Source organism: Mesorhizobium sp. USDA 3734 (genome assembly GCF_056279665.1).
The window spans coordinates 451,630-477,097 of record NZ_JBWCCW010000001.1 but is presented as its reverse complement, the minus strand read 5'-3'; the positions used below and the strand labels follow the sequence as shown (position 1 = coordinate 477,097).

25 protein-coding genes and 1 pseudogene are annotated in these 25,468 nt (G+C 62.1%); 10 read left to right on the top strand and 16 right to left on the bottom strand.

Features of this window, described 5'->3' with window-relative positions:
- The 5 genes and pseudogenes from ACZ89F_RS02315 to rocF all read right to left on the bottom strand — a co-directional run bounded on the left by ACZ89F_RS02315 (window position 1) and on the right by rocF (window position 4,611).
- The gene (locus ACZ89F_RS02315; RefSeq protein ID WP_476090226.1) at window positions 1–1,104 is read right to left on the bottom strand and encodes a FecR family protein; all 1,104 of its coding nucleotides are present in this window, start codon (window positions 1,102–1,104) and stop codon (window positions 1–3) included.
- A 15-nt stretch (window positions 1,105–1,119) separates the two neighbouring features.
- Window positions 1,120–1,632 carry an RNA polymerase sigma factor gene (locus tag ACZ89F_RS02310; RefSeq protein WP_476090225.1) on the bottom strand — a complete coding sequence of 171 codons (513 nt, stop codon included), beginning with the start codon at window positions 1,630–1,632 and terminating at the stop codon, window positions 1,120–1,122.
- 702 nt (window positions 1,633–2,334) lie between these two features.
- A pseudogene (locus ACZ89F_RS02305) lies at window positions 2,335–2,481 on the bottom strand (IS91 family transposase); the annotation flags it as partial.
- Between the two features lie 159 nt (window positions 2,482–2,640).
- Complete coding sequence (locus tag ACZ89F_RS02300; RefSeq protein WP_476090224.1) at window positions 2,641–3,687, bottom strand: ornithine cyclodeaminase; 1,047 nt, start codon at window positions 3,685–3,687, stop codon at window positions 2,641–2,643.
- 3 nt (window positions 3,688–3,690) lie between these two features.
- The gene (gene rocF / locus ACZ89F_RS02295) at window positions 3,691–4,611 is read right to left on the bottom strand and encodes an arginase (RefSeq protein ID WP_476090223.1); all 921 of its coding nucleotides are present in this window, start codon (window positions 4,609–4,611) and stop codon (window positions 3,691–3,693) included.
- A 132-nt stretch (window positions 4,612–4,743) separates the two neighbouring features.
- Here rocF and ACZ89F_RS02290 point away from each other — a divergent pair, with 132 nt between their 5' ends.
- Entirely contained in the window at window positions 4,744–5,181 is a 438-nt protein-coding gene (locus ACZ89F_RS02290) for an Lrp/AsnC family transcriptional regulator (protein WP_109670139.1), read from the top strand.
- Window positions 5,182–5,246: 65 nt separating this feature from the next.
- Here the strand turns inward: ACZ89F_RS02290 and ACZ89F_RS02285 are convergent, their stop codons facing one another.
- The 5 genes from ACZ89F_RS02285 to ACZ89F_RS02265 all read right to left on the bottom strand — a co-directional run bounded on the left by ACZ89F_RS02285 (window position 5,247) and on the right by ACZ89F_RS02265 (window position 9,476).
- On the bottom strand, window positions 5,247–6,410 hold the full coding sequence (locus tag ACZ89F_RS02285; RefSeq protein WP_476090222.1) for a M20 family metallopeptidase: 1,164 nt from the start codon (window positions 6,408–6,410) through the stop codon (window positions 5,247–5,249).
- Window positions 6,411–6,471: 61 nt separating this feature from the next.
- Window positions 6,472–7,251, bottom strand: a complete 780-nt coding sequence (locus tag ACZ89F_RS02280; RefSeq protein ID WP_476090221.1) for an ABC transporter ATP-binding protein — start codon at window positions 7,249–7,251, stop codon at window positions 6,472–6,474.
- Complete coding sequence (locus ACZ89F_RS02275; RefSeq protein WP_476090220.1) at window positions 7,244–7,969, bottom strand: ABC transporter permease; 726 nt, start codon at window positions 7,967–7,969, stop codon at window positions 7,244–7,246. Before ACZ89F_RS02275 ends, ACZ89F_RS02280 begins: the two co-directional genes overlap by 8 nt.
- Window positions 7,969–8,685, bottom strand: coding sequence for an ABC transporter permease (locus ACZ89F_RS02270; protein ID WP_476090219.1), 717 nt, complete (start codon window positions 8,683–8,685; stop codon window positions 7,969–7,971). The genes ACZ89F_RS02275 and ACZ89F_RS02270 overlap by 1 nt, the downstream gene beginning before the upstream one ends.
- Before the next feature lie 41 nt (window positions 8,686–8,726).
- Window positions 8,727–9,476, bottom strand: coding sequence for an SDR family NAD(P)-dependent oxidoreductase (locus ACZ89F_RS02265; protein ID WP_476090218.1), 750 nt, complete (start codon window positions 9,474–9,476; stop codon window positions 8,727–8,729).
- Window positions 9,477–9,558: 82 nt separating this feature from the next.
- Between ACZ89F_RS02265 and ACZ89F_RS02260 the strand changes: the two genes are divergently transcribed.
- The 8 genes from ACZ89F_RS02260 (at window position 9,559) to ACZ89F_RS02225 (ending at window position 20,560) form a co-directional block, all read left to right on the top strand.
- A complete protein-coding gene (locus ACZ89F_RS02260; RefSeq protein ID WP_476090217.1) occupies window positions 9,559–10,350 on the top strand; it encodes an IclR family transcriptional regulator in 792 nt (263 codons plus the stop codon).
- Complete coding sequence (locus tag ACZ89F_RS02255) at window positions 10,351–11,124, top strand: SDR family NAD(P)-dependent oxidoreductase (RefSeq protein WP_476090216.1); 774 nt, start codon at window positions 10,351–10,353, stop codon at window positions 11,122–11,124. It begins immediately after the preceding gene.
- Window positions 11,121–12,026: a polysaccharide deacetylase family protein gene (locus ACZ89F_RS02250; RefSeq protein ID WP_476090215.1), complete on the top strand. Its 906-nt coding sequence runs from the start codon at window positions 11,121–11,123 to the stop codon at window positions 12,024–12,026. Before ACZ89F_RS02255 ends, ACZ89F_RS02250 begins: the two co-directional genes overlap by 4 nt.
- A 160-nt stretch (window positions 12,027–12,186) precedes the next feature.
- A complete protein-coding gene (locus tag ACZ89F_RS02245) occupies window positions 12,187–13,029 on the top strand; it encodes a transporter substrate-binding domain-containing protein (protein WP_476090214.1) in 843 nt (280 codons plus the stop codon).
- Between the two features lie 330 nt (window positions 13,030–13,359).
- Window positions 13,360–13,950 carry a LuxR C-terminal-related transcriptional regulator gene (locus tag ACZ89F_RS02240; protein ID WP_476097197.1) on the top strand — a complete coding sequence of 197 codons (591 nt, stop codon included), beginning with the start codon at window positions 13,360–13,362 and terminating at the stop codon, window positions 13,948–13,950.
- Between the two features lie 375 nt (window positions 13,951–14,325).
- Entirely contained in the window at window positions 14,326–17,259 is a 2,934-nt protein-coding gene (locus ACZ89F_RS02235; protein WP_476090213.1) for a DUF5801 repeats-in-toxin domain-containing protein, read from the top strand.
- Window positions 17,260–17,375: 116 nt separating this feature from the next.
- On the top strand, window positions 17,376–19,232 hold the full coding sequence (locus ACZ89F_RS02230) for a type I secretion system permease/ATPase (protein ID WP_476090212.1): 1,857 nt from the start codon (window positions 17,376–17,378) through the stop codon (window positions 19,230–19,232).
- Window positions 19,229–20,560: an HlyD family type I secretion periplasmic adaptor subunit gene (locus tag ACZ89F_RS02225; protein WP_476090211.1), complete on the top strand. Its 1,332-nt coding sequence runs from the start codon at window positions 19,229–19,231 to the stop codon at window positions 20,558–20,560. The genes ACZ89F_RS02230 and ACZ89F_RS02225 overlap by 4 nt, the downstream gene beginning before the upstream one ends.
- Window positions 20,561–20,582: 22 nt before the next feature.
- On the opposite strand, the gene ACZ89F_RS02220 is transcribed toward ACZ89F_RS02225, so the two are convergent.
- Window positions 20,583–20,918 (bottom strand): TSUP family transporter, encoded by a 336-nt coding sequence (locus ACZ89F_RS02220; protein ID WP_476090210.1) that lies wholly within the window; start codon window positions 20,916–20,918, stop codon window positions 20,583–20,585.
- A complete protein-coding gene (locus tag ACZ89F_RS02215; RefSeq protein WP_476090209.1) occupies window positions 20,915–21,058 on the bottom strand; it encodes a hypothetical protein in 144 nt (47 codons plus the stop codon). The genes ACZ89F_RS02220 and ACZ89F_RS02215 overlap by 4 nt, the downstream gene beginning before the upstream one ends.
- A 3-nt stretch (window positions 21,059–21,061) precedes the next feature.
- On the opposite strand from ACZ89F_RS02215, the gene ACZ89F_RS02210 reads away from it, so the two are divergent.
- Window positions 21,062–21,718, top strand: a complete 657-nt coding sequence (locus tag ACZ89F_RS02210; protein ID WP_476090208.1) for a GMC oxidoreductase — start codon at window positions 21,062–21,064, stop codon at window positions 21,716–21,718.
- A gap of 23 nt (window positions 21,719–21,741) precedes the next feature.
- Here ACZ89F_RS02210 and ACZ89F_RS02205 read toward each other — a convergent pair whose 3' ends face one another.
- From ACZ89F_RS02205 to ACZ89F_RS02190, 4 genes are all read right to left on the bottom strand, one after another.
- Complete coding sequence (locus ACZ89F_RS02205; protein WP_476090207.1) at window positions 21,742–22,494, bottom strand: GGDEF domain-containing protein; 753 nt, start codon at window positions 22,492–22,494, stop codon at window positions 21,742–21,744.
- A 184-nt stretch (window positions 22,495–22,678) separates the two neighbouring features.
- Entirely contained in the window at window positions 22,679–23,377 is a 699-nt protein-coding gene (locus tag ACZ89F_RS02200; RefSeq protein WP_476097196.1) for a thermonuclease family protein, read from the bottom strand.
- A gap of 33 nt (window positions 23,378–23,410) precedes the next feature.
- On the bottom strand, window positions 23,411–24,610 hold the full coding sequence (locus ACZ89F_RS02195) for an ABC transporter substrate-binding protein (RefSeq protein ID WP_476090206.1): 1,200 nt from the start codon (window positions 24,608–24,610) through the stop codon (window positions 23,411–23,413).
- A gap of 92 nt (window positions 24,611–24,702) precedes the next feature.
- Window positions 24,703–25,461: a lytic transglycosylase domain-containing protein gene (locus tag ACZ89F_RS02190; RefSeq protein ID WP_476097195.1), complete on the bottom strand. Its 759-nt coding sequence runs from the start codon at window positions 25,459–25,461 to the stop codon at window positions 24,703–24,705.
- Between the last annotated feature and the right edge of the window lie 7 nt (window positions 25,462–25,468).

Here is a 25,468-nt window from a genome sequence, read left to right as displayed (position 1 = left end):
TCAGAACCGCGACAAAACCCGCAGATAGGGAGAGACTTCCCGCACGTGCCCGCCATAAGGCTGGACCAGCGCACGCAAGGCGCGATCGGGATCGCTGAGGTCGTAGAGACCCGTGACACGCTGGGTGGCGAGGTCCTCGTCGGGAATCGTAATCCACGCGGGGTGGTAGCGCCGCACCTGCTCGACCACGGAGCCGATGGTCGCGCCGTTTACGAAGAGCTGTCCGGTGCGCCAAGCTGCGATGTCTTCCGGGGCGATCTTGCCCTTCACCATCGCTCCCGTATGCCGATCGACCGCGATCATCTCTCCCGGCGCCAATGTTGCATCCTCATTTCTGCCGGCCTGATTGTAAGCAACGCCGACAGCGCCACGCGCAAGTTCGACGGTCGTGACGACGCTGGAGAGCTGTACGTTGAAGGCGGTGCCGAGCACCGTCACGTCCACCCCACCGGCATCGACTACGAATGGCCGCGAAGCATCGTGCGCGACGTCGAAGAACGCCTCGCCCGCAAGAAGGCGCACGCGGCGGGCATTTCTGTTGGCATCCGATGCGATGGCGCTGTCGGCGCCGAGGGTGACGACGGTGCCGTCATCGAGAGTGACAGTCCGGATTTCGGCCGTGGTGGTTAGATAATCGGCTTCGACGCGCAACAGCATCGACGGTCCGGAGACGGCCAAGGATATGCCGACAAATGCGGCCACGGCAGCGCCGGCGGCCCAGGATGTCCAGTTCCGTCGCCGCGCATTGCCCGTGTCTATGCCACGGTCGCGGTGGCCTTTTCGGGAGGTGGTCGCAGCGCTCGTGCTCCAGAGATGTTCATGAGCCGGCGGGACCTCACCCACGAGCTGCCATGTCCTGCGCGCCGTGCTCCAGGCGTGTGCGTTGGCGTCGGATCGAGAACGCCAGATCTCGAACTGGCGAGAGGTTTCGGGATCGTGCCGCGCATCCTGCAGACGAAGGAGCCAATCCATCGCCTCTTCCAGCGCTGAGTCAGGTTTCTCGTCTTCAGCCAACATCATTCCTGTCGTGGTCTTTCGCCGCCGCCAACGTTCACTCTTATCCGGTTCACTCCGAAAGACGATCAGCAGGTGGATTTTTTTCACGACACGGATAGCGTGTCAGCAGTCACCACGATCCAGGCGGGAAGCGACAGTGAGCAACGCAGAGCGGACATGTCGGTGGGCGGTGGCAACGGATATGTCCAGATGCTCGGCGACCTCTTCGAGCGTAAAGCCGCCGAAACGGTGCATTTCCAGCGCCACGCGCATCTTATCGGGAAGCGTGGAAAGGATATCAGAGACGACACGGACCTGATCGCAGAACAGCAGGGACTGCTCGGGCGTCGGATCGGCGCGTGGGAAGGTCCAGAATGGCGCGTTGCTGTCACTTGCGCGCTTTTCGACCTTCCGGTGCTTGAGCACATCGAACGCGAGGTTCCGCACGATGCGGTAGAGATAGGCAAGGGTCTGCTCAGGGGAGCCTACGTGGGCCTTGACAGGTACGAATCTCAGAAACGCATCCTGCACGATATCCTCGGCGGCCTCGCGCGAACCGAGGATGGGCGTCGCATACTCGATCAATGCCGAACGATGGGCCAAATAGACGCCATGCCGACCCTCTCCCTCCTTCATGAGACACCAATCCTTCCAGCGTAAGGAGGCACTGGCGGTCGGCTATCCTCTCCCCACTTCAACAACGCGGTCATTGCAACAACCCGAACGCCCCCAATCGGGAACCAACGGCCATCAGGTAATAGCCTTCGGCAATAATGCTGCAACGACAATGTTTTAGATCGTTTCCAGCGTGGGCTCCGCTCGGAGGCCGTCACGCCATTGTGCGGAAATAAAAGATGTGTCGTTTTGTCAAGTTTAGTGGTTGATTTCATTGCACTGCCGGAAAGCGGCAGTGCGTATAGGCGCGTGGCCGGGTCGCATTCGGCTTGCCTCGCTTTTTCGCGCCACTGTGGCGCGAATGTCACAGGAATGAAGACCGCCTGAGCTGACGCCGTCCTCTAGCGCGATAGCAATTGCCGAAAAGATTTGCCCGACATAGGCGCGGACCAGTTGAACCTAGCTGCCGCCATGAATATCCGGCGCTCCAAAGCTCTTTGTGACCAAGCGTAAGCGCCTTCTCGGTCAATCATCTGCAAGCCGCGGCGCCCAACGTCGTCTCGCACTCTTGCGCGTACCTGCGCCAAAGGTCGGGTGTATATGCTCGAAAGGTCCTGACCATATCGTAGGCGCGGCTGGAAATCTGCTGACATACCTTCCCCCGTATTCGAGCCGATCGCGGTTTTGGTCCGGTCGCTCTGCCTGAGGATCGAGGCTAGGCATGGCCGCCGATCCGAAGAAGGCGAGCCGACTGGCGTCGTGCAGCGCGACCAGCCGGGTCAGGAACAGACGGCGGAACAGCTTGCCCAGTACTTTGACTGGGAGAAGGAAGGCCGGCCGCGACGATATCCAGCGTGACCCGTCCGTAGCGCTCTCCCGCTACCACCCTAAACCCACTATCGTACGTCATAGTGGGATATTGCCCTGCGGCGCTCCTCGGCCACCGCGCGTTCCCCAGCATACCGCGCTTGTTGTCGGATATGCCGAAAGAAATCGCATGGCCGACGCGCGGCAGTCCGCACAGCAGTTTCAGTCTTGCCTTGCCGCGCGCAAAAGCATCCCAAAGAGGTCGCGCGGCTCATCGGGATCGGCAAGGAGATCCAACTCCTCGTAAAGGCCGGTATTGGCGAGTTGGTCGCGCACGTAGCGGAGAGCGGAGAAATCCTCTGTGGCGAAGCCAACGGAGTCGAACAGCGTCACTGCCTGGTTGTTGCTGCGCCCCTCAGCCGTTCCAGCCATCACCTCCCACAATTCGACGACGGGATGATCCGGATCGAGCTGCTGGATTTCACCCTCGATGCGTGTCTGCGGAGTGTATTCGACAAATATCTGCGAACGCAGCAGGATGTCACGATGGAGTTCCGTCTTGCCCGGACAGTCGCCGCCGACCGCGTTGATGTGGACGCCGCTGCCGACCATGTTGTCGGTGAGGATCGTCGCATACTGTTTGTCGGCGGTAACCGTGGTGATGATCTGCGCCCCTTCGACGGCGGCATGCGCGGAAGCGCAGGAGGTGATCTCGAACCCCAGCCCTGCCAGATTGTCCGCGCATTTGCGCGTGGCCGCCGGGTCGATGTCGTAGAGGCGCAGCTTGTTGACGCCGAGCAGCGCCTTGAAGGCGAGGGCCTGGAATTCCGACTGGGCGCCGTTGCCTATGATGGCCATGCAGTCCGCGCCCTTCGGCGCCAGGTATTTTGCGGCGACCGCCGACGTTGCCGCCGTGCGCAAGGCAGTCAGGATGGTCATCTCGGAGAGCAGCATCGGATAGCCGTTGCCGACATCGGCCAGGACGCCGAAGGCGGTCACCGTCTGGCGGCCCTCACGCATGTTCTTGGGGTGGCCGTTGACGTATTTGAAGCCGTAGAGGCGGCCGTCACTCGTCGGCATCAGTTCGATGACGCCGTCGATGCTGTGCGAGGCGACGCGCGGCGTCTTGTCGAACAGTGCCCAGCGGCGGAAGTCCTCCTCGATATAAGCTGCGAGGTCGATGAGGAAGCGCTCGACGCCGATGGCAAGCACCAGCTTCATCATGTGGTCGACGCTGACGAAGGGGACGATGTTCAGTCTGGCGGTCATCAATCAAAAGCTCCTGGTGGGCCGGTCCATGATACGGCGGCCCATCAGGCTTGCCGTCAGGTCGACCATCAGCGTGGCCGTGCGGCCGCGCTCGTCGAGAAAGGGGTTGAGTTCGACAAGGTCGAGACTGCTGACCAGGCCGCTGTCCGAGAGCATCTCCATGACCAGATGCGCTTCGCGAAACGTCGCCCCGCCAGGAACCGTGGTGCCGACGGCGGGAGCGATCGATGGATCAAGAAAGTCGACGTCGAGGCTAACGTGCAGAAGGCCATTCTCGGCCGTTACCCGGTCGAGGAAAGCGCCCAGAAGCGTCGCGATACCGTGTTCGTCGATGGCGCGCATGTCGTGCACGGTGACGCCGGCGGCGCGCAGCGCCTGTCGCTCGGCCGGGTCGACGCTGCGGATGCCCAATGTGCAGATGCGAGCTGGGTCGACCTGCTTCGGCAAGTCGGGAAAATAGCCGTGGAAGCCCGGCTGGCCGCTGGCGTAGGCAAGTGGCACGCCATGCAAATTGCCGCTGGCGGTGGTGTCGAGCGTGTGAAAATCGGGATGCGCGTCGAGCCACAGCACGAATAGCGGCCTGCCGGTTTGTGCCGCGCGACGGGCCAGTCCCGACAGGGTTCCAGCGGAGATGGAGTGATCTCCGCCGAGAAAGATCGGCATGGCGTCGGCGCTGGCGGCATAGGCTGCATCCGCGATGCCCGCCGTCCACGCTGAAATCTCCGGCAGCGCCTTCAGCGCCAGGTTGCCATGGGCGATCGGACGCACCGGCGCCGGCGCAACGGCGCCAAGATCAGCAACCGCATGGCCAAGGTCCCTGAGGGCGCCGACCAGCCCCGCCGTCCGCAAGGCGCTCGGTCCCATTTCGCAGCCCATTCGGCCGGCGCCGTCCTGCACCGGCGCACCCAATATGTTGCAGTTCATGCAAGCACTCTCCCTCTATGAGGCCAAGGGGGTGTTGAACCGTATGCTGCCGGCAGAATGAATAGAGCTGATTGGCAAAACCAGCAGTAGGAGTTATCGTTTTGAGATATCAGGCTGCCATATTGGACAATTATGGATTCTCTCGACCAGAAACTCATCACGCTCCTGCGCCACAGCGCGCGGCGGAGCATCTCCGACCTGGCGGCGGATCTTGGCGTGTCGCGCGCCACGGCACGCTCGCGAATGGAGCGGCTTGAACAGTCCGGCGAGATCATTGGCTATACGGTCATCTTGCGCGCCGAAGCGATCAGCTCGGCTGTCAGGGGCATCATGATGATCGAGATCGAAGGCCATGCGGCCGATCGGGTGATCCGCGCTCTTGGCGGCTTTGCGGAAGTCGCTACGATTCATACGACCAATGGCCGCTGGGATCTGGTGGTCGAGCTCAACACGGCAACCCTCACCGAGTTCGATGCGGTGTTGCGCCGGATTCGTCTAGTGCCCGGTATCACCGGCAGCGAGACGAGCCTGCTGCTGGCCACCCCGCGCAGCACAAAAGCCCGTCTTTAAGCACGGCTGCGTGGATCGAGGTCTGCGGGCCTGCCTCTGCGCTGCGTCGATGGAAGCGGCCTTCGCTATTGCGCCATGGCGCAAATGGTAAGCGCCGCCACCCGTGCCCGCTGCGCAAGGGTGGCGATTTCGATGTATTCTTCCTCCGTATGTGCCTTGCCGCCGACCGGACCGACGCCGCAAATCGTCGGCGCGCCGGCGCTTGCGGCAAAGCCGGAATCGGCACAGCCGCCGGTGAACTCGCCGGCAATATCGAGGCCGATAGTCCTTGCGATCTCGAGGTAACGGCTGGTCAACTCCTCGCTTTGCGGTGTCGGAACGAGCGGGAAGAAGTCGCTGTCGCGAACGGCTTTCGTGCTGGTCCCCGATACGGACGAAGTTGCCATGATGGCATCGATCGCCTCTATCAAAGTGTCACGCTGGGCGTTGGTGACGAACCGAACATCCACTTCGCCACTGGCTGTTGGCGCAACCGTGTTGACCGATACGCCGCCGCCGACAAGGCCGACATTGAGCGTCATGCCGTCCTCGACATTGGTGAGTGCATGCAGCGCGTTGATCTTGTGGGCCAGTTCGGCGATGGCGCTGGCGCCTTCGGTGAAATTGACACCGGAATGTGCCGCCTTGCCGGTAATGTCGAAACGATAGCTGAAGCCGCCCTTGCGACCGGTGACGATGTTGCCGCTGACGCGGCCGGGTTCGGAATTGAAGACGGCGACGGCGCATTTCGCTTCCGCCTCGATAGAGGATCGCGCTGTCGCCGAGCCGACTTCCTCGTCGCCGGTCATCAAGGAGACCACGGGAATCTCGGGCGCAAAGCGCTTCAGCGCAGCCATGACGAAAGCGTTCATGACGAGGCCGCCCTTCATGTCGGCGACACCCGGCCCATAGGCGCGGCCGTCCCGGGTGGTGAACGGGCGGCGCGCCGCCTCACCCTTGCCGAACACGGTGTCGCGGTGACCCATCATGAGATAGTTACGGCGCCCGGCACCGTGGCGGACAGGACCAGTCGTTGCGCGCAGGATGTCGCCGAAATCGGCGACAGCGACCGTCGTGACGTCTATCGAATGCTCCGCATAGAACCGGACAAGGCGTGCGCCGACACGGTCGACGCCAGCCTTGTCATAGGAACCGGAATCAATATCGACCAGTTCGCCAAGCAGAGCGAGCATGGCGGGCGCCTGTTCATCGAGCCAAGTGGAAATGGCGCCAGTCTTGTCGGTGGTCATGGAGGCGGTGTTCTCTTCCTGTCGAAGTATGGCCAAGGGTTGTTCACGTATTCCGGGCAGTTCAGTCTCCCTCACCGCGGTTCGTGGAAATGAACCTCTGGAACCGGGTCGATTTCGGTTTCTCGAACACTTCCCTTGCCGGACCATCCTCTTCAATCATGCCCTCGTGCAGGAAGATCACCCGGCTAGCGACATCGCGCGCGAAGGCCATCTCGTGGGTGACGATCACCATGGTTCGGCCTTCATCCGCCAAGGCACGCATCACCCTGAGCACTTCCCCCACCCGTTCGGGATCGAGCGCCGATGTTGGCTCGTCGAACAGCATGAGTTCAGGCTTCATCGCCAGGGCACGCGCAATGGCGGCGCGCTGTTGCTGGCCACCCGACAGATGCGCGGGATAGGCGTCGCGCTTGTCGGCGATGCCGACCTTCGTCAGCAGCGCTTCCGCCTCGACGATGCAGTCGCGGCGCGCGCGCCCCTGGACATGGACCGGCCCTTCGATCAGATTTTCCAGGATGGTCATGTGTGACCAGAGATTGAAGCTCTGGAAAACCATGGCGACGCGCGCGCGCAGCGCATCGACCTGTCGGCGATCGACGACAGCGAGGCCATCGTGCTGCGGCTTGAGCTTTACTGCCTCTCCGCCAACGACGATTTCGCCGGCGCTCGGCATCTCCAGCAGGTTGATGCAACGCAACAGCGTGCTCTTGCCGGAGCCCGACGATCCAAGGATCGCGATCACCTCGCCCTTTTTGGCATCGAACGAAATATCCTTCAACACTTCGAGCGAACCGAAACGCTTGCGCAGGTTGCGCACTGAAAGGGCGGTCTGGTCAGACATTGACCTTCTCCATTGTGTTCGGTGACGCCGCCGGCGCGCGCAGATGCGGCGTCAGCCACCAGTCGAGCAGGGCGACCAGTCGCGTCAGGAGAAAATTGATGGCGAGATAGATCGCACCCGCGGCGATGAAGACTTCCACGGGACGATAGCTGGCAGAGATCAGGCGCGCGGCAATACCGGTCACGTCCATCATCGTGATGATTGACGCAAGCGAGGTCGCCTTGACCATCAGGATCAGTTCGTTGCCATAGGCAGGTAGCGCCTGGCGCAGGGCGATTGGCAGAACGATGCGGCGGTAGAGCAGCAGCCCGGACATGCCGCACGCACGTGCCGCCTCTACCTCCCGTGAGGGGACCGATCGCAAGGCACCGCGCAAGATCTCACTGCCATAGGCAGCGGTGTTGAGCGACAGCGCCAGGATCGCACACCAGTAAGGCTCACGGAAAAACTGCCAGAGGCCGAGGCCTTGCAAGGTCGGGCGAAATTGCCCAAGGCCGTAGTAGATCAGGAAAATCTGAACCAGCAGCGGCGTGCCACGAAACAGGAACACATAAGTCCGCGCCACCCAGTCCAGGCCCCGGATGCCCGACATGCGCATCAAGGCCAGCACGATGGCAATGAACGCGCCGATGGAAAAGGCGATCAGTGTCAATTGCAGCGTCAGCGGCACACCAGCCAGCAACTCGACGAAACTGTCTCGGATGAAAAGCAGGTCCACTACACCGCCTCCCGCACCATGTTTCGCGCGGTCCGTTTTTCCAGCAAGTCGAAGATGCGTTGCGAAATCCAGGTGATGACCAGGAACAGAGCCGCGGCTATGAGGTAGAATTCGAACGGCTTGCGCGTCGAGCCGGCGGCGATCTGCGCCTGGCGCAGGATCTCGACCAGTCCGGTCACCGACACCAGCGCCGATTCCTTCAAAGTCATCTGCCAGACATTGCCGATGCCGGGTATGGCATGGCGCGCGACCTGCGGCGCGATGATCCGGCGAAACAAGAGCAGGCGATGCATGCCAATCGCCTTGCCGGCCTCGATCTCGCCTGTCGAAAGACTACGAAAGGCGCCGCGAAACACTTCAGCCTGATAGGCGCCGGAGACGACGCCAATGGCCGTGGCGCCGGCGATGAAAGGCGGGACGCCGACAAAGCCACCGTCACTCCAGAGCCGGAAAAGTGCCGACAAAAGCAGGCTTCCACCGAAATAGAACAGGTAGATGACCAGAAGATCGGGAACACCGCGCAACACTGTCGTATAAACGTCGGCAAGGACACGAGCGGTCATGCCGCCGGCAAGCTTTGCCCATGCAATCAGGCCGCCAATGACGATGCCGAGCGCGAAGCCCGCCATCGCCACCATGATCGTCACCAGCGCGGCCAGGAGCAGGGCTTTGCCCCACCCTCCAGGCCCGAAGCCGACCAGATCCAGAAATCCCATGTGCCGTTATCCCATCATCCCGGTCCATGACCGGCCTGACCTCATACGTTGAACTGGAAACCGTCAACAGTGAGCGTCTGCCCGGTCATGAAGCACGGCTGCGATGTCGCCAGGAAGGTCACCAGGCGCGCCACGTCGTCGGCGCAGCCCAGGCGCCCAAGTGCTATGCCCTTGATGACTTCGTCGGCGCGGTCGGTCACGTCGGTATCGATCTCGGTGCGAATGACACCGGGGCAGATCGCGTTGATGGCGATGTTCGGTCCGAGTTCCTTGGCGAGCGCCCGGGTCATGCCGAGGATACCCGCCTTGGCGGCGGCATAGGCGAACCGGCTCACCGCCGCCGTGACGCCGCCCGAAAGCGCGTTCAGCGACGACATCGACACGATGCGTCCACCACCCTGCTCCAGCATATGCGGCGCTGTGTGCTGGATATAGTTGAAACAGCTCTTCAGATTGGTGCCGATCGCCCGATCGAACTCGTCTTCGGATATGTCCAGAATTCCCTGCGGCGCGGATCTGCCGGCATTGTTCAACAGGAAATCGATACCTCCGAAGCGGGCAACCACCTGGCTGACGACTTCGCCGGCCCGCTGATGGCTGGACACATCGGCGACAAAGGTCACGGCCTCGACGCCAAGTGCTGCGATCTCGCCGGCCGTCGTCTCCAACTCGTTTTCGAGCAGATCGACCAGGGCGATGTTGTAGCCCGAGCGAGCCAGATCCAGCGCGCAGGCCTTGCCGATCCCGCGCGCCGCGCCGGTGACAATGGCCGTCTTATGTTGTGACTGCATTCTCGAAACTGCTCCTTTTCAACATCTGCCGAGCATGGTATGGCTCTGCCGATATTCTTCAATAGGAATATGGTTCACATATATGAACAAAAATGGTAATTCCGACGTCAAGTCCGCGGTCCGGGTTCTTGAGATCCTGGAGCTTCTCGCGCGTTCCCCGAAAGCGCTGTCGCTGAAGACCATCGTCGCCGAGCTTGGCTACCCCAAGAGCAGCACCTTCAATCTCCTGGCGACACTCGTGTCGCGCGCCTATGTCCTGCGCGACGAGGCGGACGCCTACCGGATCCACGATGCCTTCCGAAACGGGCCGGGCTGGACGAGCGGAAACGAGGCGCAACTGGTCGCCACCGCCCAGCCGCTGATGGATGCGTTGCGCGAGACAGAGGGCGAGACAGTCTTTCTCGGCGCACGCCGCAAGGATGGACGGGTCAAGCTTTTGGCCAAGAGCGTCAGCCACCGCGCGATCCGCTTCGATTCCGACCTGACCGGCTCTGATCCCGCCTTTTGCACCGCGATGGGGCGGGTGCTTCTCTCGCATTGGCGACCCGACAAGGTGGCGGCCTATCTGGCGCGTGAACGTATCGTGCAGATCACCGACCACACGGTGATCGACCGCGTGCAGATCCGCAGGATCATCGAGGCGGCCCGCGACAATGGCTACGCCATCAGCGACCAGGAGGCCATTACCGGCGGATCGGGCGTGGCGGCACCAGTCCGCGACGCCACCGGTGAAGTGGTTGCGGCCCTCAACATCGCAACCATATCGCCCCGCTTCGACACCTGCCGCGATCGCATGATCGCCGCGGTGATCAGGAACGCGGCCGAGCTCAGTTACCGGCTCGGCTACAAGGAAACGACGACGAAAGATCAATAGATGGACATTCATTTCGAGGGACAGCGCGTGCTGGTGACAGGCGCCGCGCGCGGCATCGGGCGTTCGATCTGTGAGAGCTTTGCCGCCAACGGCGCGGCCGTGCTTGCCACCGACATCGATGAAGAGGCGTTGAAGCCGTTGCTGGACGAGGCAAGGCCTGCGCGTGGCGGCTCGCTTGCCGGCGAACGCATGGACGTCACAAACGAAGCCGACATCGCCAAGGTCGTCGCGCGGCACGCCGGCGACCCTGGCTTCGACATCTTCGTGCACGTCGCCGGCGGCGTTCTCGGCCAGGCCCGCAAGCCTGTCGAGGATGTCCCGGCTCGCGACTGGGACCGCATCTACGACGTCAATGTTCGCGGCGCCTTTCTTGTCGCGAAGGCCGTGGTTCCGGCCATGAAGCGCAAGCGCAACGGCAAGATCGTCCACATATCGAGCGGTGCGGGCCTGGGCGTCAGCCTCACCGGCATCCAGGCCTATGCCAGCGCCAAGGCTGCCCTGATCAGCCTGACACGGCAGCTGGCTCATGAACTCGGCCCGTTCGGGATCAACGTCAATGCGGTTGCCCCCGGCTTCCTGCGCACCAGCCCCGACTACGAGCGGCAATGGGCGTCCTACGGCGAAGAGGGACAGCAGGCGATGATCAATTCAATCCCTCTGCGGCGTATCGGATTGCCCGAGGATATTTCCAACGCCGTGCTGTTCCTGGCTTCGCCCCTGGCCAGCTGGATTGCCGGCCAGACCTTGTCCGTCAGTGGAGGACCAACCCTGTGAGCAGCGCAAACGAAACGCCGATCCCGACCTGGACCTGGCCCGAAGAACGGTTGCAGACGATCATGAATCGCGCCCGCGCCGGGCGAAGCTTCAAACCTGAAAGCTGGCCGCAGGGTGGCGCCTGCGCCGTGGCGCTATCGTTCGATTCCGACCACGACACCTTCGAACTGCGCGATGGCGGCCGCTCGATCTCGGCCCTGTCGCAAGGCCAGTTCGGTCCCCGTCAAGGCATCCCGCGCATTCGCAGCCTGCTGGCACGCGAAAGCATTCCAGCGACCTTCTTCGTCCCCGCGGTTTCAGCGATCCATTATCCAGATGAGCAGCGAGACCTCATCGCCAGCGGTCACGAGATCGGGCTGCACGGCTGGATCCACGAGCGCAACACCTTGCTGGATGCGCAGACAGAGCGGGACCTGCAATTGCGCGCGGCCGACGCGCTGGAACAGATCACCGGCGTGCGTCCTGTCGGCATTCGCACCCCCTCGTGGGATTTCAGCGACAACACCTTGCGCATCACCGCCGAGATGGGACTGCTCTACGACTCGTCGCTAATGGCCGATGTCGATTGTTATGAGCTTCTGCTGGACGGCAAGCCCAGCGGTGTCATCGAATTGCCGGTGGAATGGATCCGTGACGATGCCGCCTATCTGGTGATGGATCGTTGGGGTGGGCTGCGGCCGCAGATCGCGCCGCATGACATCTTGAAAATCTTCATCGCCGAGTTCGACGCCGCCTTTGACGAGGGCGGCATCTTCCAGCTGACCATGCATCCCGACATCATCGGCCATCGATCGCGGATTTGGATCATCGACGCGCTGGTTGCTCACATGCGCGACCGCGGCAAGGTCTGGTTCGCCACCCATGCGGATGTCGTACGCCATGCCAAATCCGGTTGCGCCTGACGCCGGAATCGCAGAAACCTGAACAAGGTTCATGTATGTGAACGTGATTCTGCTTTTCAGACCCTGAAAGCCGGATCAAGGTTGGCGCTGAACTTCCCGGGGGTCCTCTACCAGGTGACCGGGGGTCCAACTTCAACCTGGGAACGAAAACGAGAAAACAATGACCTCAAGATCATCGCTGGCAGCCGCGCTTGCCATCATCGCATTGCCTCTGCTGGGCGGCGTCGCCACGGCAAAGGACTGGAAATCGGTTACCGTTGGTGTCGAGGGCGCCTTCCCGCCATTCAACTCCGTAAATGCAGGTGGCGAGGTCGAAGGGCTCGATCTCGACGTCATGAAGGAAGTCTGCAAACGTGCCGCGCTCGATTGCAAGATCGTTGTGCAGGATTGGGATAGCCAGATACCGTCACTGCTGGCCGGGAAGTTCGATGTGGTTCTGACCATGGGTCCCAATCCGGAGCGCCGCAAGGTCATCGATTTCTCCGATCCCTACGTCATAACGCCCAACACCTTCCTCGTGCCCGCGGATGGCCCACTCGCCAATCTGCCTCATACAGGCGAGAGATTGTCGACCGATACGCCGGAAGGCCAGAAGGCCGTGGCCGATTTGAAGGAAGCGCTGAAGGGAAAGACGCTTGGCGCATCCCTGTCCACGAGCCAGTTGCAATTCGTCGAAGAGAACTTTGCCGGCGCTGTCGAAGTCCGGACCTACAAGTCAGCCGAACAAAGCCACCTCGACCTCGAAGGCGGCCGCATCGACGGTCAGTTTGATAATGTCGTGTTCGTCAATGATCGCGCCAAGGGCAGCAGTGGCGCGTTGAAGGCAAGCGGCCCGTTGCTCACCGGCGGCATCATGGCCACCAATGTGTGCCTAGGCATCCGCAAGGAAGAGCCTGAGCTCAAAGCAATACTCGATAAGGCAGTCGGCGAAATGCGCGCCGACGGCACGTTGGCCAAGATCTCCGAAAAGTGGTTCTCGATGGATCTAAGCCCACAAAAATAAGATAAGGGCAGCGGTACAAGCGTTTACGCTGCACCGCTGCCCCCGCCGCCCAAAATTTTCCGCTCCATCAAAAGCGCCACACCATCAAAAGGCAGTCCGCCGAGCAACATGGTGACGGCATGCGCAATCCCGCGCTGGCCGGCCTGACAGCATCGGCTTATTATCATAGCAATAACTATATTAGCTATTACTTGACAAACAGCCTAGGCTCTGGTTTCCTGATTTAACGGGTACTTAACCAAGTTCGTTGCGTCTTTACCGGACGGTGTTCGTATGTCGACTTTGGTTGTCGCGGACCCGCGGGGGGTGTATCTCGCCGGTCTGGAGTGGGTGTTGCGGAAGGCCGGCCACGATGTTGTCGCCGAGTGCCACCGCGCGGTTGACGTTCTCCTTCATGTGGAGCGCCATCGGCCCGATATTGCCATCGTCGGCCTGGACGTGGTGGACCCGCAGACATCAGGTCTTTCGTCCCGGCTGAGAGCCAGCGACGGCGCTCTCGGCATCATCTTCATCGTGCAGCCTACCGGCAGGCTCGATATCAAGGAAATACAGGCGCTCGACGTCGACGGCCTGCTTCTGGACGGCATCAGCCATCGCTATCTCGTCGAATGCGTGACTGCGGTGGCGAGCGGCAAAAAGTGGATCGACAACAAGATCCTCCAGCATCTGCTGATGCCGGAAACGCAGCACCAGCCGATGTCCAGGCTGACCGGGCGGGAGACCGAAATCGCCAATCTCGTCTCGCGCGGGTTGCGCAACAAGACCATCGCGCAGCGGCTGCACGTATCCGAAGGCACGGTGAAGATGCACCTGCATCACGTCTACGAGAAGCTGCAGCTCGGCAGCCGGGCGGAACTGGCCTGGGTGGCGCATGGCAGAGGCCTCGACCATCCAGGAGCGAGCCGAACCGGCCTGCTCTGACCGTCGCTTTCAACTGGCATCGACATGAGGCCGGCAACGGGTCGGAAAGCCGCCTGATGGCCTCAGGCCTGATCCCCGCGCAACCGCCCGCAGCGCCTGCGCAGGCCTGATCTATCGAAGGATATATATCCTTCGATCAGGTACGGCCATTCATCCTAACACTATCGAAGCGGGAATGGACGCGCCCTCTGCGTCGGCGGCACATTGAGGTTTGAGGGACCGCAGTCAGTACGCGAGTACGCCCACGGACTAGGGTCCGGGCGGAACTAAGGGGAAGAGGGGCTTTCCAAAAACAAACAGTGAATGTGGACCCGCGTGAGCGCCAGTCCGAGCCATGTGCACAATTAGTCACCCATCCAGGAAAGGATGAAAGTTATGGCTACCATCAATATCGTAGGCGAGTTGGTTAACGACCAGACCGCCGGTATACAAAACACCGCTACCGGCGACCCGGATGGCGATGACGTCGCCGTAGGCGTCGCCGGCGGTTTGCTGGTCAGCGCTAACCTCGACCCCGCCTTTGTCACTTATCTTAACGGTCTCGGTTTGACCGCAGGGCAGATGGCGTTCGCTGACTCCGCTGAGGCGGCAAGTCAGGCCGATCTCATCCACGTGACGGCGGGACCTAGCGAAGTCATCGACAGCCTGATATTCGCCCCTCTGTCACACGCGGATTCCGGGTTGAACACCGTGGGCGGCGAGGACATCTTCCTCACCACGTCGGCGGACGGCAAATCTGTGTTGGCGACTGATACCAGCGGTCACATCGTCGCCGCTTTCTACATAATCCCCAACAGTGACAATACGTTGGGCACGGTGCAGATGGTCACTTTCGCGCCAATCGCCCATCCGGACAATCTCAACCCGGATGACCGAGTGGACTTCAGTGACATCCTGAAAGTCCGCGCGTTGTCACACACGGATGAGTCCGTCGGTGGCGACATCAACGTCGACGATGACGGCCCGAACGTCACTCTCTCCGGTACCCCCGCACCTACCCTAACCGCCGATGATACGACGTTGGGCACGAATCCCACCGGCAATTTCTCGGTCGTGTTCAGCACCGATTTCGGTACTGACGGTCCTGGTGCCGCCGGTGTTACCTACGCCTTGAACGTCCCCGGCGCTGGCACTCAGTCGGGCATCTTCGACGTGGCGACAGGTCAGGAAGCTCTCCTGACCAAGGTCGGCTCAATTATCGAAGGCCGCACCGCCGGTGGTGATCTGGTGTTCACGGTGGCCGTGAACGCCGCTGGCATCGTGACGCTCGACCAGCTTCGCGCGGTCCAGCATACGCCGGAAGCCGGACCGGACCAGTCCACGACGCTGGCAGCCGCCGACCTGATCACCCTGACGGCGTCCGCTACCGACGCGGACGGCGACGCTGACGCCGAAACCATCAACATCGGCCAGAACCTTGTCTTCAAGGACGACGCGCCGAGCATCACTGCAAGTGGTCAAGAGGCGATCGCCACGGTTGACGAATCTGATCTCGCGACCGGCGGCACAGCCAACTTCTCGTCAAACTTTAACGGTGTCTATGGTGCCGACGGGGCCGGGACCAAGACTTACGCGTTGAGCGTGATCGCGGGCGCTTCCGGTCTTATCGATACGCTGACTGGTGAGGCGATCAACCTGTCGGTCACTCCCGGCGGCGTTGTCGAGGGCCGTACGGCTGTCGGTGGCTTGTTGGTGTTCACGGTGACCGTGGATATCGCCGGCGTCGTGACGCTCAACCAGGATCGTGCAGTCATACATGATCCCAATAACGGGCCGAACGATACCGAGACGCTGTCGGCGGATAATCTGGTCCAACTGACGGCGACCATCACCGACAAGGACGGTGATACTGACACAGCCGTCCTCAACATCGGCCAGAACCTTGTCCTGGCGGATGACGCTCCGACGATCACGAAGCCGTTCGACGCTGACCCCGGCACGCCAGGTATCCAAACACCGGAAACCTTGCACAACGTCGTGAACACGCCGGCCACTGGGAACTTCGCATACAACATCGGCGCGGACGGTCACCTGGCGGCGTTCTACACGGCGGGTGGTTCGGACTTCGGGGACTCTGACGGCAACTCCGCCAACGGAGTCCAACGGCTGACGCTGACCGGCACGGTCGACAACGCGCAGAACCCGAACATCACCAACGTCGTCACGTCACTCACCTCGGAGACTGCCTCCACCGCAGTGTTCGCCTTCTCGTTTCATTACGACAAGGACCCGATCACGGCGGGCGTGCAGGACGCGACGGCTGGTGGCACGTTGACCTTCGACAAGGCGGCGGGCACGTACTCCATCGCCTTGAACGACGTGATCGACGGGTTCAGCTTCAACGTCTTCCACTCCTCTGAGTTGACGGCGAAGGCACCCCCCGGCAACACCGGTCACCCCGAACTCGTGGTGACGCAGTTGGACGCCAACCCCAACACACCCGCTGAACACGACGGGTTCTACGTGCAGTTCACGGCGAACTCGAACCCCAACGGCAGCCCCTTCGGGTTTAACGGTACGGGCGACGGCTCGCCGATTGCAGGCGATACCACGTTTAACAGCGGGCAGTTCGTCACCAGCAACTTCGAGGACTGGGTCTCCGCCACGCAGTCGACCAACGGCGTGGCCGGTGACACGATCCAGAAGGGCGAACTACTCACCCTCCGGTTCTTCAACGAGAACATTCTGGGCGACGTCAACCCCGGCGCCCCCGGTGGTGGCACTGAGAAGATCGTGCCGACGGACAAGGTGGACGCTATCGCCATCAAGTTCGACGGCATCGGGAACGCCGAGAACCTCATCGTGGTTCTCGACCTGATCGACGACAAGGGCACGGCATCTACCGCCGACGACGTCCACACGACGCGGTCGATCGTCGTGGATAACGCGGACTTCTTCAAGGGGAACACAGTGCCGTCCCCGTACAGCACGGAGTTCTCGCTCGACAATAACGACGGTCTCGTGATCATCGAGAAGGGTGATTACAACAACGCCGCTCTCGGCGAGAACTTCTCAATCCAGGGTATGCAGATCATGCAGTCCAGCAACGGGCTGACGGGATCTGGTATCAACCTGACCAAGGCGACCGACGACCCGAGCACCATCGCGGTCGAGGGTAACAGCCCGGTGACCGGCCCGCTGCAATCGTGGGGAAACACGGATAACGACGTTCTCAAGATCACGGATATCGGCTTCATCCAGACGACTTCCGGGCAGATCGGCGCTGACCTCGACTTCGCGGTCAACATCCAGGACGCCGACGGCGACACGACGGGCATCCAGCACCTGCTGGTTGATGTCGTTGCCTAATATTGGACCAATGGGAGGCGGTTCACGCCGCCTCCCATCTCATGTGGAGATGATCTCGCGCCCTACACAAAGCCGGCTCAGGCCAAGGCGCGGACCCGCACACAGGCAGATACATCATGATGAAATCCCCACGTCCCTCTGCCCTGCAGGCGGTGATCAAAGAGGCCAGGCGCGCCGTCAAGCCGCTTATCTGGTTCAGCGCCGGCATCAACATTCTGATGCTGACCGGTGCGTTCTACATGCTCCAGGTCTACCACCGCGTATTGGGCAGCCACAGCTTGGAAACTTTGGTGATGCTGTCGCTGATGGCGGCGGCGGCGCTCGTGACAATGGCGTCGTTGGAGGTGGTGCGCGCGCGTCTTCTGGCTAAAGTCGGGACGTGGCTGAACGCGCGTCTGGCGCCGGTTTTGCTGACCGCGTCGGTGGAGTACGCTGCCTCGGCCCCCGGTCAGGTCAACGCTCGCTCGCTGCGTGACCTCGACCAAGTGCGGAACTTCTTCACCAGCCCGAGTATCTACCCGATCCTCGATGCACCCTGGGCACCGATTTTCCTGGGCGCTATCTTCCTCATGCACCCTTGGTTGGGCTGGCTGGCAACCTGCGGCGGGATCGTGCTGTTCGCGCTGGCGTTGCTCACCGAGTACCTGACCCGCAAGCCGCTGGCGGAAGCCGCAATCGCCCAGACGCGGGCTTACATGCAGGCCGAGCAAACGATCCGCAACGCCGAGGTCGTCCAGGCCATGGGCATGTTGTATCCCCTGCTCGAAAGCTGGAAGGCCCAGCAGGACGAGGCAAACAGAGAACAATCTCGCGCCGGTAACCGGTCCAGCACCATCTCGGCCCTCGCGCGCTCTTTCCGGCTGGCCCTGCAGATGGCCGTACTCGGCCTCGGCGCTTATCTGGTGCTGAGAAACGAGGCTTCACCCGGTATCATGATCGCCGCCTCAATCCTGATGGGTCGCGCATTGGCCCCGGTTGAACAGGCGATCGGCACGTGGAAGGCGACGATCGGGGCACGGGCTGCTTACAAGCGTCTCGCTGCAATGGCCGGTCAGCGACCGGAGGCCACACCAGCCCTGCCGTTGCCGCGCCCCAGGGGTAGGTTTGAGGCCGAGAACATTATGCTCGCCAGGCAGGGCAGCGAACCGATCCTGCGTGGGATCAGCTTCCAACTCAAGCCGGGTGAAGCGATGGCGTTGGTCGGACCGAGCGCGGCGGGCAAGACGAGTCTGGCGCGCGTGCTGGTCGGCACCTGGCGTCCGACCGGCGGTCGCGCGTTGCTTGACGGCATGAGCGTTGTCGAATGGGCGGCCGAGGACAGGGGTCGACACGTTGGCTATCTGCCACAGGATATCGAACTCTTCGCCGGCACCGTCTCCGAGAACATCGCCCGTTTTGCGTCGCTCAACCCCGCGGTTTTCAACAATGTGGTCAAGGCCGCGGAGTTGGCCGGCGTCCACGAACTGATCAAGGGGTTGCCGAAGGGCTACGCCACCGAGATCGGTGAAGGTGGTGCGGCACTGTCCGGCGGGCAACGCCAGCGCATCGGGCTGGCGCGAGCCCTCTACGGCGACCCGGCATTCCTTGTCCTTGACGAGCCTAACTCCAATCTCGATCACGACGGAGAGCAAGCACTGGCTACAGTCATCGGTGGGCTCAAGGCGGCAGGTACGACCCTGATCTTGATCTCGCACCGGCCAAGCATTTTGGAAAAAGTTGACAAGGTGTTGGTGCTTAACCACGGCGTACAGGACCTGTTCGGGCCGCGAGACGCCGTGTTCAATGAACTCGCCCGGCGCGTCCGCGAGGCGAACCAGCTCCCAGCCATAGCAGCGAACGAGGATAGCGTCGTCCCCGATCCGGTCCGCCGATACGCCGCACGAAAACTGTCGCCAAAGTTCAACCTTGTTTCAGGGACCATTCCAGGTGGCGACGCAGGCGCTGCGCAACCGTCAAGACAGGAACAGCCATGAACGTCGTCCCGCTACCCCTGCCACCCCCCTCTGTGCTGGAACCGGTACCCCTGCGCCTCACAGGCGTGACCTGCACCGGGTTCGCGATCATGTTCCTGTTCTTCGGGGTGGCCGGGGGGTGGGCGGCGCTGGCACCGTTGGATAGCGCCGCTGTGGCGCCGGGCGTTATCAAGGTCGCCGGCGACCGCAAACTCATCCAGCACCTCGAGGGCGGCATCATCGCGCAGTTGAACGCCGCCGACGGTGATATCGTCAAGGCGGGCAAGATCCTCATCCGCCTCGATGACACCCAGGCAAAGGCGCAGCTTGACCTGATCCAGAACCGGATAGCAACGCGCGAGGCGCTGGCCGCGCGTCTCAGGGCCGAGCGCGACGGCAAGGCCGAGATCGAGTTTGATCCGGCGTTGCTCGCAAACCCCGCCACCGCCGCAAAGGACGCGGTCGCCTCGCAGCGTGACGTGTTCGCGGCGAAGCACCACAACTTGACGGACGAGCAGGAAATTCTCAACCAGCGCCGTCACCAGACCGAGGAAGAGATAACGGGACTGGAGCAGCTTATCGTCACCAAGGACAAGCAGATCGCGGCGATCGAGGGTGAAACCAAGGACCTTCAGACTCTGCTCGATAAGGGGCTGACCACCCGCGAGCGGAACCTGTTGCTCAGACGACAACAGCAGGAGATCGAGGGGGAGCGTGCTACCAATGTCGCGGCAATCGCTCGTGCCAGAAGCGCTATGGCCGAGATTGACATGCAAATCTTGAACCTGAGCACAGTGCGGCTGAACGAAGCCGTCGACGAGTTGAGCAAGATCGAGGCGGAGTTGTTTGACCTCGGACAGGAGGAGCGTTCCGCCAGGGACGTGCTTACCCGTACCGATGTTGTCGCACCGGTTGACGGTATCGTCATGGACCTGAAGGTCCATACGGCGGGCGGTGTCGTGAAAGCCGGTGAGACATTGATGACCATCGTGCCGCTTGGACAACAGCTCGTGGTCGAGGCTATGGTCAAGCCGGAGGATGTCGAGACGATCGCCCCTGGACAGCCCGCGCGCGTCAGCTTCCCGGCCTTCGCTCGCTACAACCTGCCGCCACTCGAGGGCGTCGTGGAGATCGTGTCGGCCGACCGCATGGTGGAGGAGCGCAGTGGGGCACCGTATTTCGCCGCCACCGTGTTGATCGACAAGAGCGAACTCGCCAAGCTGGAGGGCCGCAAGCTGCTGCCCGGCATGTCGAGCGAGACGATGATCCGGACGGGTGCTCGCACGGTGCTTTCCTACCTCGCCGAGCCGATCACGCAGAACATCCGCCGAGCCATGCGGGAAAAATAGCCGTAGGCCGCCCAGCCGGAATTCAGGAAAGCAACATTCGCCCGGCCGTGATCGCCAGGAAAAACGCAAAGGCAAGTTTCAGGTAGCGCGGGTTGAGCGCGTGGGCGAGCCTGGCGCCCAGGGGTGCGCACAGAAAGCTCACGGGCGCTATGATGGCAACAGCCGGCAGGCTGACGTAACCCAGGCTGAGCGGAGGCCTGCCGGCAATCTCGAGACCCGACCAGACGAAGCCGGCCACCGCCGGAAGCGCGATGAGCAGGCCAAGCGCCGACGATGTGCCGACGGCCCGGTGCGTCGCCGCCCCGCTCGTGGCATCGAGTGCGGTGGCACTGACCGTCGGTGCGGTGTCGATGCTCATGCAGCAAGTCCGATTATCAGGCGACCGACCTTGGTGCGGGCATCGTCGGCATTCTCGACGGTACCGTCCAAAGCTCCGTTCGCGATGACGGCGATACGATCGCACATACCAAGCAATTCTTCGAGGTCGGTGGAGATCAAGCGGTGCCGCCATCCCGCCTGCAGCACTCCGAATCGCTGATGTACCTGCATGGCGACGACCCGACCCGTTCCACGGGAAGTCCCGACATAGTGCTCGCCTGCGTCGTCGCTCCGTCAGCGGCAGAGGGCCTGAAGGCCCCGCCCTACGGCTCCGCCTTCACCATTCTGTGCGGCATCACCCATCCGACAAGCGCCGGGCACATCACCCCAAGCGGGCCGGGCCGTAACGATACGCCGATCATCGATCCGCATTATCTCGAAACCGAACACGACCGCACGGTCTTCAGGATGGCCTTGAAGCGGGCGCGCATGGTCGGTCATCATGCGGCTCTGCACGAATGGCGCAACGCGGAGATCCTGCCGGGCCCACCGGCTCAGTCCGATGACGAGCTCGATGCCTTCATCGCCAGGGCCGCTTCCACCCATCATCATCCGGCCGGCACATGCCGTATGGGTCGTGACGCCGGCGCCGTCGTCGACCCCGACCTGCGGCTGAACGATTTCGACAACATCTTTGTCGTCGACGCCTCGGTGATGCCGGCGATCCCGAGCGGGCCGATCAACGCCGCAATCGTCGCCATCGCGGAAACGTGGGCGGCGTCTTCAGGGGTTACCGCGTCGACAGCGGCCGCTGCGTCCGCCAATTCCCCTGGGGTTTGAATGGTGCTGGCGCCCGGCGGTTGTCAGCTGTGCAGATGCGTCAGTTCAAACGTGGCTCCGTCCTGGATGCCGGCCATGCGCTGCTCGGCCGACCGGAACATGTCCGCGAACTCCACCTCGTTTTCGAACACCACGCCGCCGACTTTGACCGTCAGTGCATCCTCGGTTCCTTTTGGCGCGAAATAGACTTGCGCGATACGCGCCCGGATACGCTCGCCGATTTCCCTGGCTTCTGCTTCGGTGGCGCCTGAGAGGAAAACCCCGAACATCGAAGCCCCCATGCGTCCAACCAGATCCTCCGCGCGCACCGATGATTTTATGGTTGAGGCAACGAGCCGCAAAGCCTCATCGCCCCATTCAAGGCCAAAGCGCAGGTTGATGGAGCGCAGATGTTCCGAATGGATGACCAGGAAGGCGCCCGATCCCGGACCCGGCGCCGATGGCCTTGCTGTTCTTCTCTCGACCATCGACGTGAAGACCGCTCCGTTCAGGCAGCCTGTCATGGTGTCGAAGGTTGCCGACTTGTCGAGTTCCCGGCGATAGCGACGAAGCTCGACCTGCTTCAATCCAATGAACAGAAACAGCGGAACACCAAGGACGACAGGCAACAGGATTGCCGTGACCGTGCTGCGCCCAAAGGGCGTCAGCGCCTCCGAGAACAGGAGCAGATAGTTGAGGCCGACGGAAAGGGCCAGGATTGCAGTGGTTCCCAGAAAGGTCAGCCAAGCGACGCCTTTCCATGCCTGGGCGGTGGTGGTCGCCATTGTCTTTGTCACTGGCCGATCTCCTGTGGATGGGCTGGTATAGAGCCGGCGTGCTGCAATTCGGTTTCAAGGAACCTTCCAATTTGATGCATCAGCGGAATGATCTCGTCGAGGCCGCGGACGAAAATCGGTCTGTCCCAGGGAAAGCTGCGCCCGTGACGGTTAACAAACAAAATATTAGGAACTGAGCGACCAGCTATTGTGCCGGGCCAAATATGCCCATCTCCGCGTCCCTGGCCGTCGCCTCCGCCTTGCCGTAGATGCCGCTCGGCAGCGCCGTGGCCCAGCCGTTGGAGACAAGCCAGGCGCCGACGTCCTGCTCGCCCAGGCTGCACGGTGCGGCTATGGCAAAACGCTCGACGTCCGGCGGCACGAAACATTTCAGCGCGCGCCCCCTCAGCCAGGAATTGAAAGCGGCGCGTGCGCGCTGGCCGCAAGGCCAGGTGACATCGTGAAACGAGCAGGATCTGTCGAGGTCGATGCCTTGCACCCCGCTGATGACGACCTTGCGGCCCATGGATTCGAACATCGCCGACGATGTGGCAATCGGGCGGAAGAGCAAGACCTCCCGCCAATCCTTTGGCATCGGCGTTTTCGGGGGCACGGCGAGACCAAGTTCGCTGAGCGGCGGACGGGGCTCGGCCCGTTCGATCTCCGCGGGATCGAGCCGTGGCGGAGCGATCAGGTCTTGAGCAACCTTGCGCGCCGGTTCTCGGCGTTGTGCGCCGGTAACGGGGGCAACCGGCCGGATTGGCTGCGTATCGCCAACAGCCTGCGAAGGGGCAAGGACAGGCTTATCGAGCAAAGCCCCGCCCTGAATGATCAGCACGACTCCGGCCAGAAGCAACAGGCTTCCGAGCGCGATCGCCAAGCGGCTGCCGCCCGGCCTGCCCATCAGCACGAACAAGGTCTCAAGGAGTCTCGCCGGTCAGAAACCCGACGTTGATTTGGCAACCAGTTTGAGCGCACCTTTTTCAATCCGATAGAACGGCATCGATCGTTCGCTGGATCCGTCGGCCCGAAACCGGAACAGGCCGGTCGACCCACGAAACCCGTTTGGATTCTCGAGAACCTTTTTGCTGAAACCATCAGGCCCGACCGCGCTGGCGATCCCTGCCGTCAGGGCAACCATATCATAGGCGTAGGCCACATTGACGTCGGCCGGATAGTTGTATGCCGTCCTGAAGCGGTCGGCGATCGGACCGGTTTCACTTGGATCGAGCGTGGCGATATATGCCCCCCCAAACAGCGGATCCATGGGATGTTCTAGCCAACGGTTCGTTCCGACGACGGAGATTGTCTTTCCCGGAATGCCCTTTGATTTGAGGGCGGCGAGGATGGGCGCCGGGCTGCCATTGCCGCTGGCAACGATGACGGCGTCGGGGGCGTCCACGAGTGAGCCCATTTCGTCGACCGCCTTCGCGCCACCGTCACCGGACGAATACGGGAGAGTGACTGCAAGCGTCGCGCCATAGATGCTGAGGCTGTTGGCGACCCGCTTCTCCATGGCGCTGGCGCCTGGGCCCTCCGCGACAAGCAATACGAACTTCTTGCTGCCTTTCGCCGCCAGTCCCGCGGCGCCCGCCGCGGCACTGTCCGCTTCGCCGAGGAGCACGGCATAAACCCCGGCGCCGCCTGCGAAATTATCGGCAAGCGCCAGGACCGGTGGCCGCTTCGATCCGGACAGCGTGGCAATGTGCTGGGCTGCCGGCAGTTCGGTCGGGCCGATCACGACCTTCGACCCCGTCGTTATGGCCGTTATCGCCAGTTTGCTGGCCAGTGTGCTGTCGCCCTTGGTGTCTTCTACCGTCAGCGTCAGCAATCCATTGCCGATATCCGTCATCGCCAGCTTGGCGGCATCCAGCATCTTCCTGCCGTTTTCCCCTGCCGTTCCGGCGGCGGACAACGGCAGCAACATCGTGATTTTTGTCGAACCGGTGCCCAGCGACTGGGTCGCCTGGACGGGACCGGCAACAGCGGCGCCATTCTGCCCGGCAGGCACGGTAACCGCCGCCGGATCGAGCACTTCGGAAACGCCGCCTTTCGACTGGCAGCCCGACACGATCACGGCGAGCGCCAAGGCGATTGCCCATGTCCGTAGACAGTGGACCTGTCGGCCAGCTTCCATGAATGCTCCACCCTCTACGTCGCCGGGTATTTCTTACCGGTCTGATCTTCAAGTCATGTTACGGCGGACTTGCTGTTCCGTCTGCAGTTCTTTTAGCTGCCGAAAAGCCTGGCTCTGAGCGCCTTGATCTGCCTTGCTTGCCCAGCATTTCGATAGTCGGCGCATTTCATGTATCGCGGCCCAGGCACGAACACGCGGCGCACGCACACACCTTTTCCCTGGGCAGGGGCTCCACCCTCTCCTCCTGGCGAGAATGCGGAAAAGCCGAATGTCGCCACCGGCAACGGCCCGGTCACTTCAATCCCCTCCCTTGCCAGGATTGCCCGTGCACGCTGGCAGTAGCGGACCGAAAGGGCCGAGAACCGGCTTTCATCGTGCCCGGCGCGATACTTCATGACGGTGGTGCACAGATCGCCCGCGGCGAGCCTGTTGGCCTGTGCAAGATACTTGACCCCAAGCGCGATGTTGGTCTCTGGCGCGCTCAGATCGTCCAGGGAGCCTCGAAAGCCAAGCATCCTGGCCGTCGCCGGCATAACCTGCATCAGGCCGACTTCGCCGTCGGCGCCTTGCACGCCGGGATCGAACCCGCTTTCGATCTCCATCACGGCATGCGCCAGCATCGGCTCCAGCCCATAGATCGATGCCTGGCAGCTCGCAAACGCCTTGAATGTCTGCCGGGTCCACTCCGTGGCTGCGTTACAGTGTGCCGGCCGCGGCAGGCTGGACGGCTGCCGTTGTTCCGCAAAAGGCCGTTCCAGCCAGTTGGCGTGGGCCAGCGTGACAGTGAGGCCAAGGCCGACGAACGCGATCGCGCCTGCGATCGCCTTCGAGAATGATCCGTCGGCTATCATGATGGCC

Coding starts and splice junctions, on each gene's coding strand:
- ACZ89F_RS02255 (WP_476090216.1), top strand. CDS start 10,351: ATGGACATTCATTTCGAGGGACAGCGCGTGCTGGTGACAGGCGCCGCG.
- ACZ89F_RS02225 (WP_476090211.1), top strand. CDS start 19,229: ATGAACGTCGTCCCGCTACCCCTGCCACCCCCCTCTGTGCTGGAACCG.
- rocF (WP_476090223.1), bottom strand. CDS start 4,611: ATGAACTGCAACATATTGGGTGCGCCGGTGCAGGACGGCGCCGGCCGA.
- ACZ89F_RS02285 (WP_476090222.1), bottom strand. CDS start 6,410: ATGACCACCGACAAGACTGGCGCCATTTCCACTTGGCTCGATGAACAG.
- ACZ89F_RS02200 (WP_476097196.1), bottom strand. CDS start 23,377: ATGGGCAGGCCGGGCGGCAGCCGCTTGGCGATCGCGCTCGGAAGCCTG.
- ACZ89F_RS02220 (WP_476090210.1), bottom strand. CDS start 20,918: ATGAGCATCGACACCGCACCGACGGTCAGTGCCACCGCACTCGATGCC.
- ACZ89F_RS02280 (WP_476090221.1), bottom strand. CDS start 7,251: ATGTCTGACCAGACCGCCCTTTCAGTGCGCAACCTGCGCAAGCGTTTC.
- ACZ89F_RS02270 (WP_476090219.1), bottom strand. CDS start 8,685: ATGGGATTTCTGGATCTGGTCGGCTTCGGGCCTGGAGGGTGGGGCAAA.
- ACZ89F_RS02235 (WP_476090213.1), top strand. CDS start 14,326: ATGGCTACCATCAATATCGTAGGCGAGTTGGTTAACGACCAGACCGCC.
- ACZ89F_RS02260 (WP_476090217.1), top strand. CDS start 9,559: ATGAACAAAAATGGTAATTCCGACGTCAAGTCCGCGGTCCGGGTTCTT.
- ACZ89F_RS02300 (WP_476090224.1), bottom strand. CDS start 3,687: ATGACCGCCAGACTGAACATCGTCCCCTTCGTCAGCGTCGACCACATG.
- ACZ89F_RS02290 (WP_109670139.1), top strand. CDS start 4,744: ATGGATTCTCTCGACCAGAAACTCATCACGCTCCTGCGCCACAGCGCG.
- ACZ89F_RS02265 (WP_476090218.1), bottom strand. CDS start 9,476: ATGCAGTCACAACATAAGACGGCCATTGTCACCGGCGCGGCGCGCGGG.
- ACZ89F_RS02195 (WP_476090206.1), bottom strand. CDS start 24,610: ATGGAAGCTGGCCGACAGGTCCACTGTCTACGGACATGGGCAATCGCC.
- ACZ89F_RS02230 (WP_476090212.1), top strand. CDS start 17,376: ATGATGAAATCCCCACGTCCCTCTGCCCTGCAGGCGGTGATCAAAGAG.
- ACZ89F_RS02310 (WP_476090225.1), bottom strand. CDS start 1,632: ATGAAGGAGGGAGAGGGTCGGCATGGCGTCTATTTGGCCCATCGTTCG.
- ACZ89F_RS02190 (WP_476097195.1), bottom strand. CDS start 25,461: ATGATAGCCGACGGATCATTCTCGAAGGCGATCGCAGGCGCGATCGCG.
- ACZ89F_RS02245 (WP_476090214.1), top strand. CDS start 12,187: ATGACCTCAAGATCATCGCTGGCAGCCGCGCTTGCCATCATCGCATTG.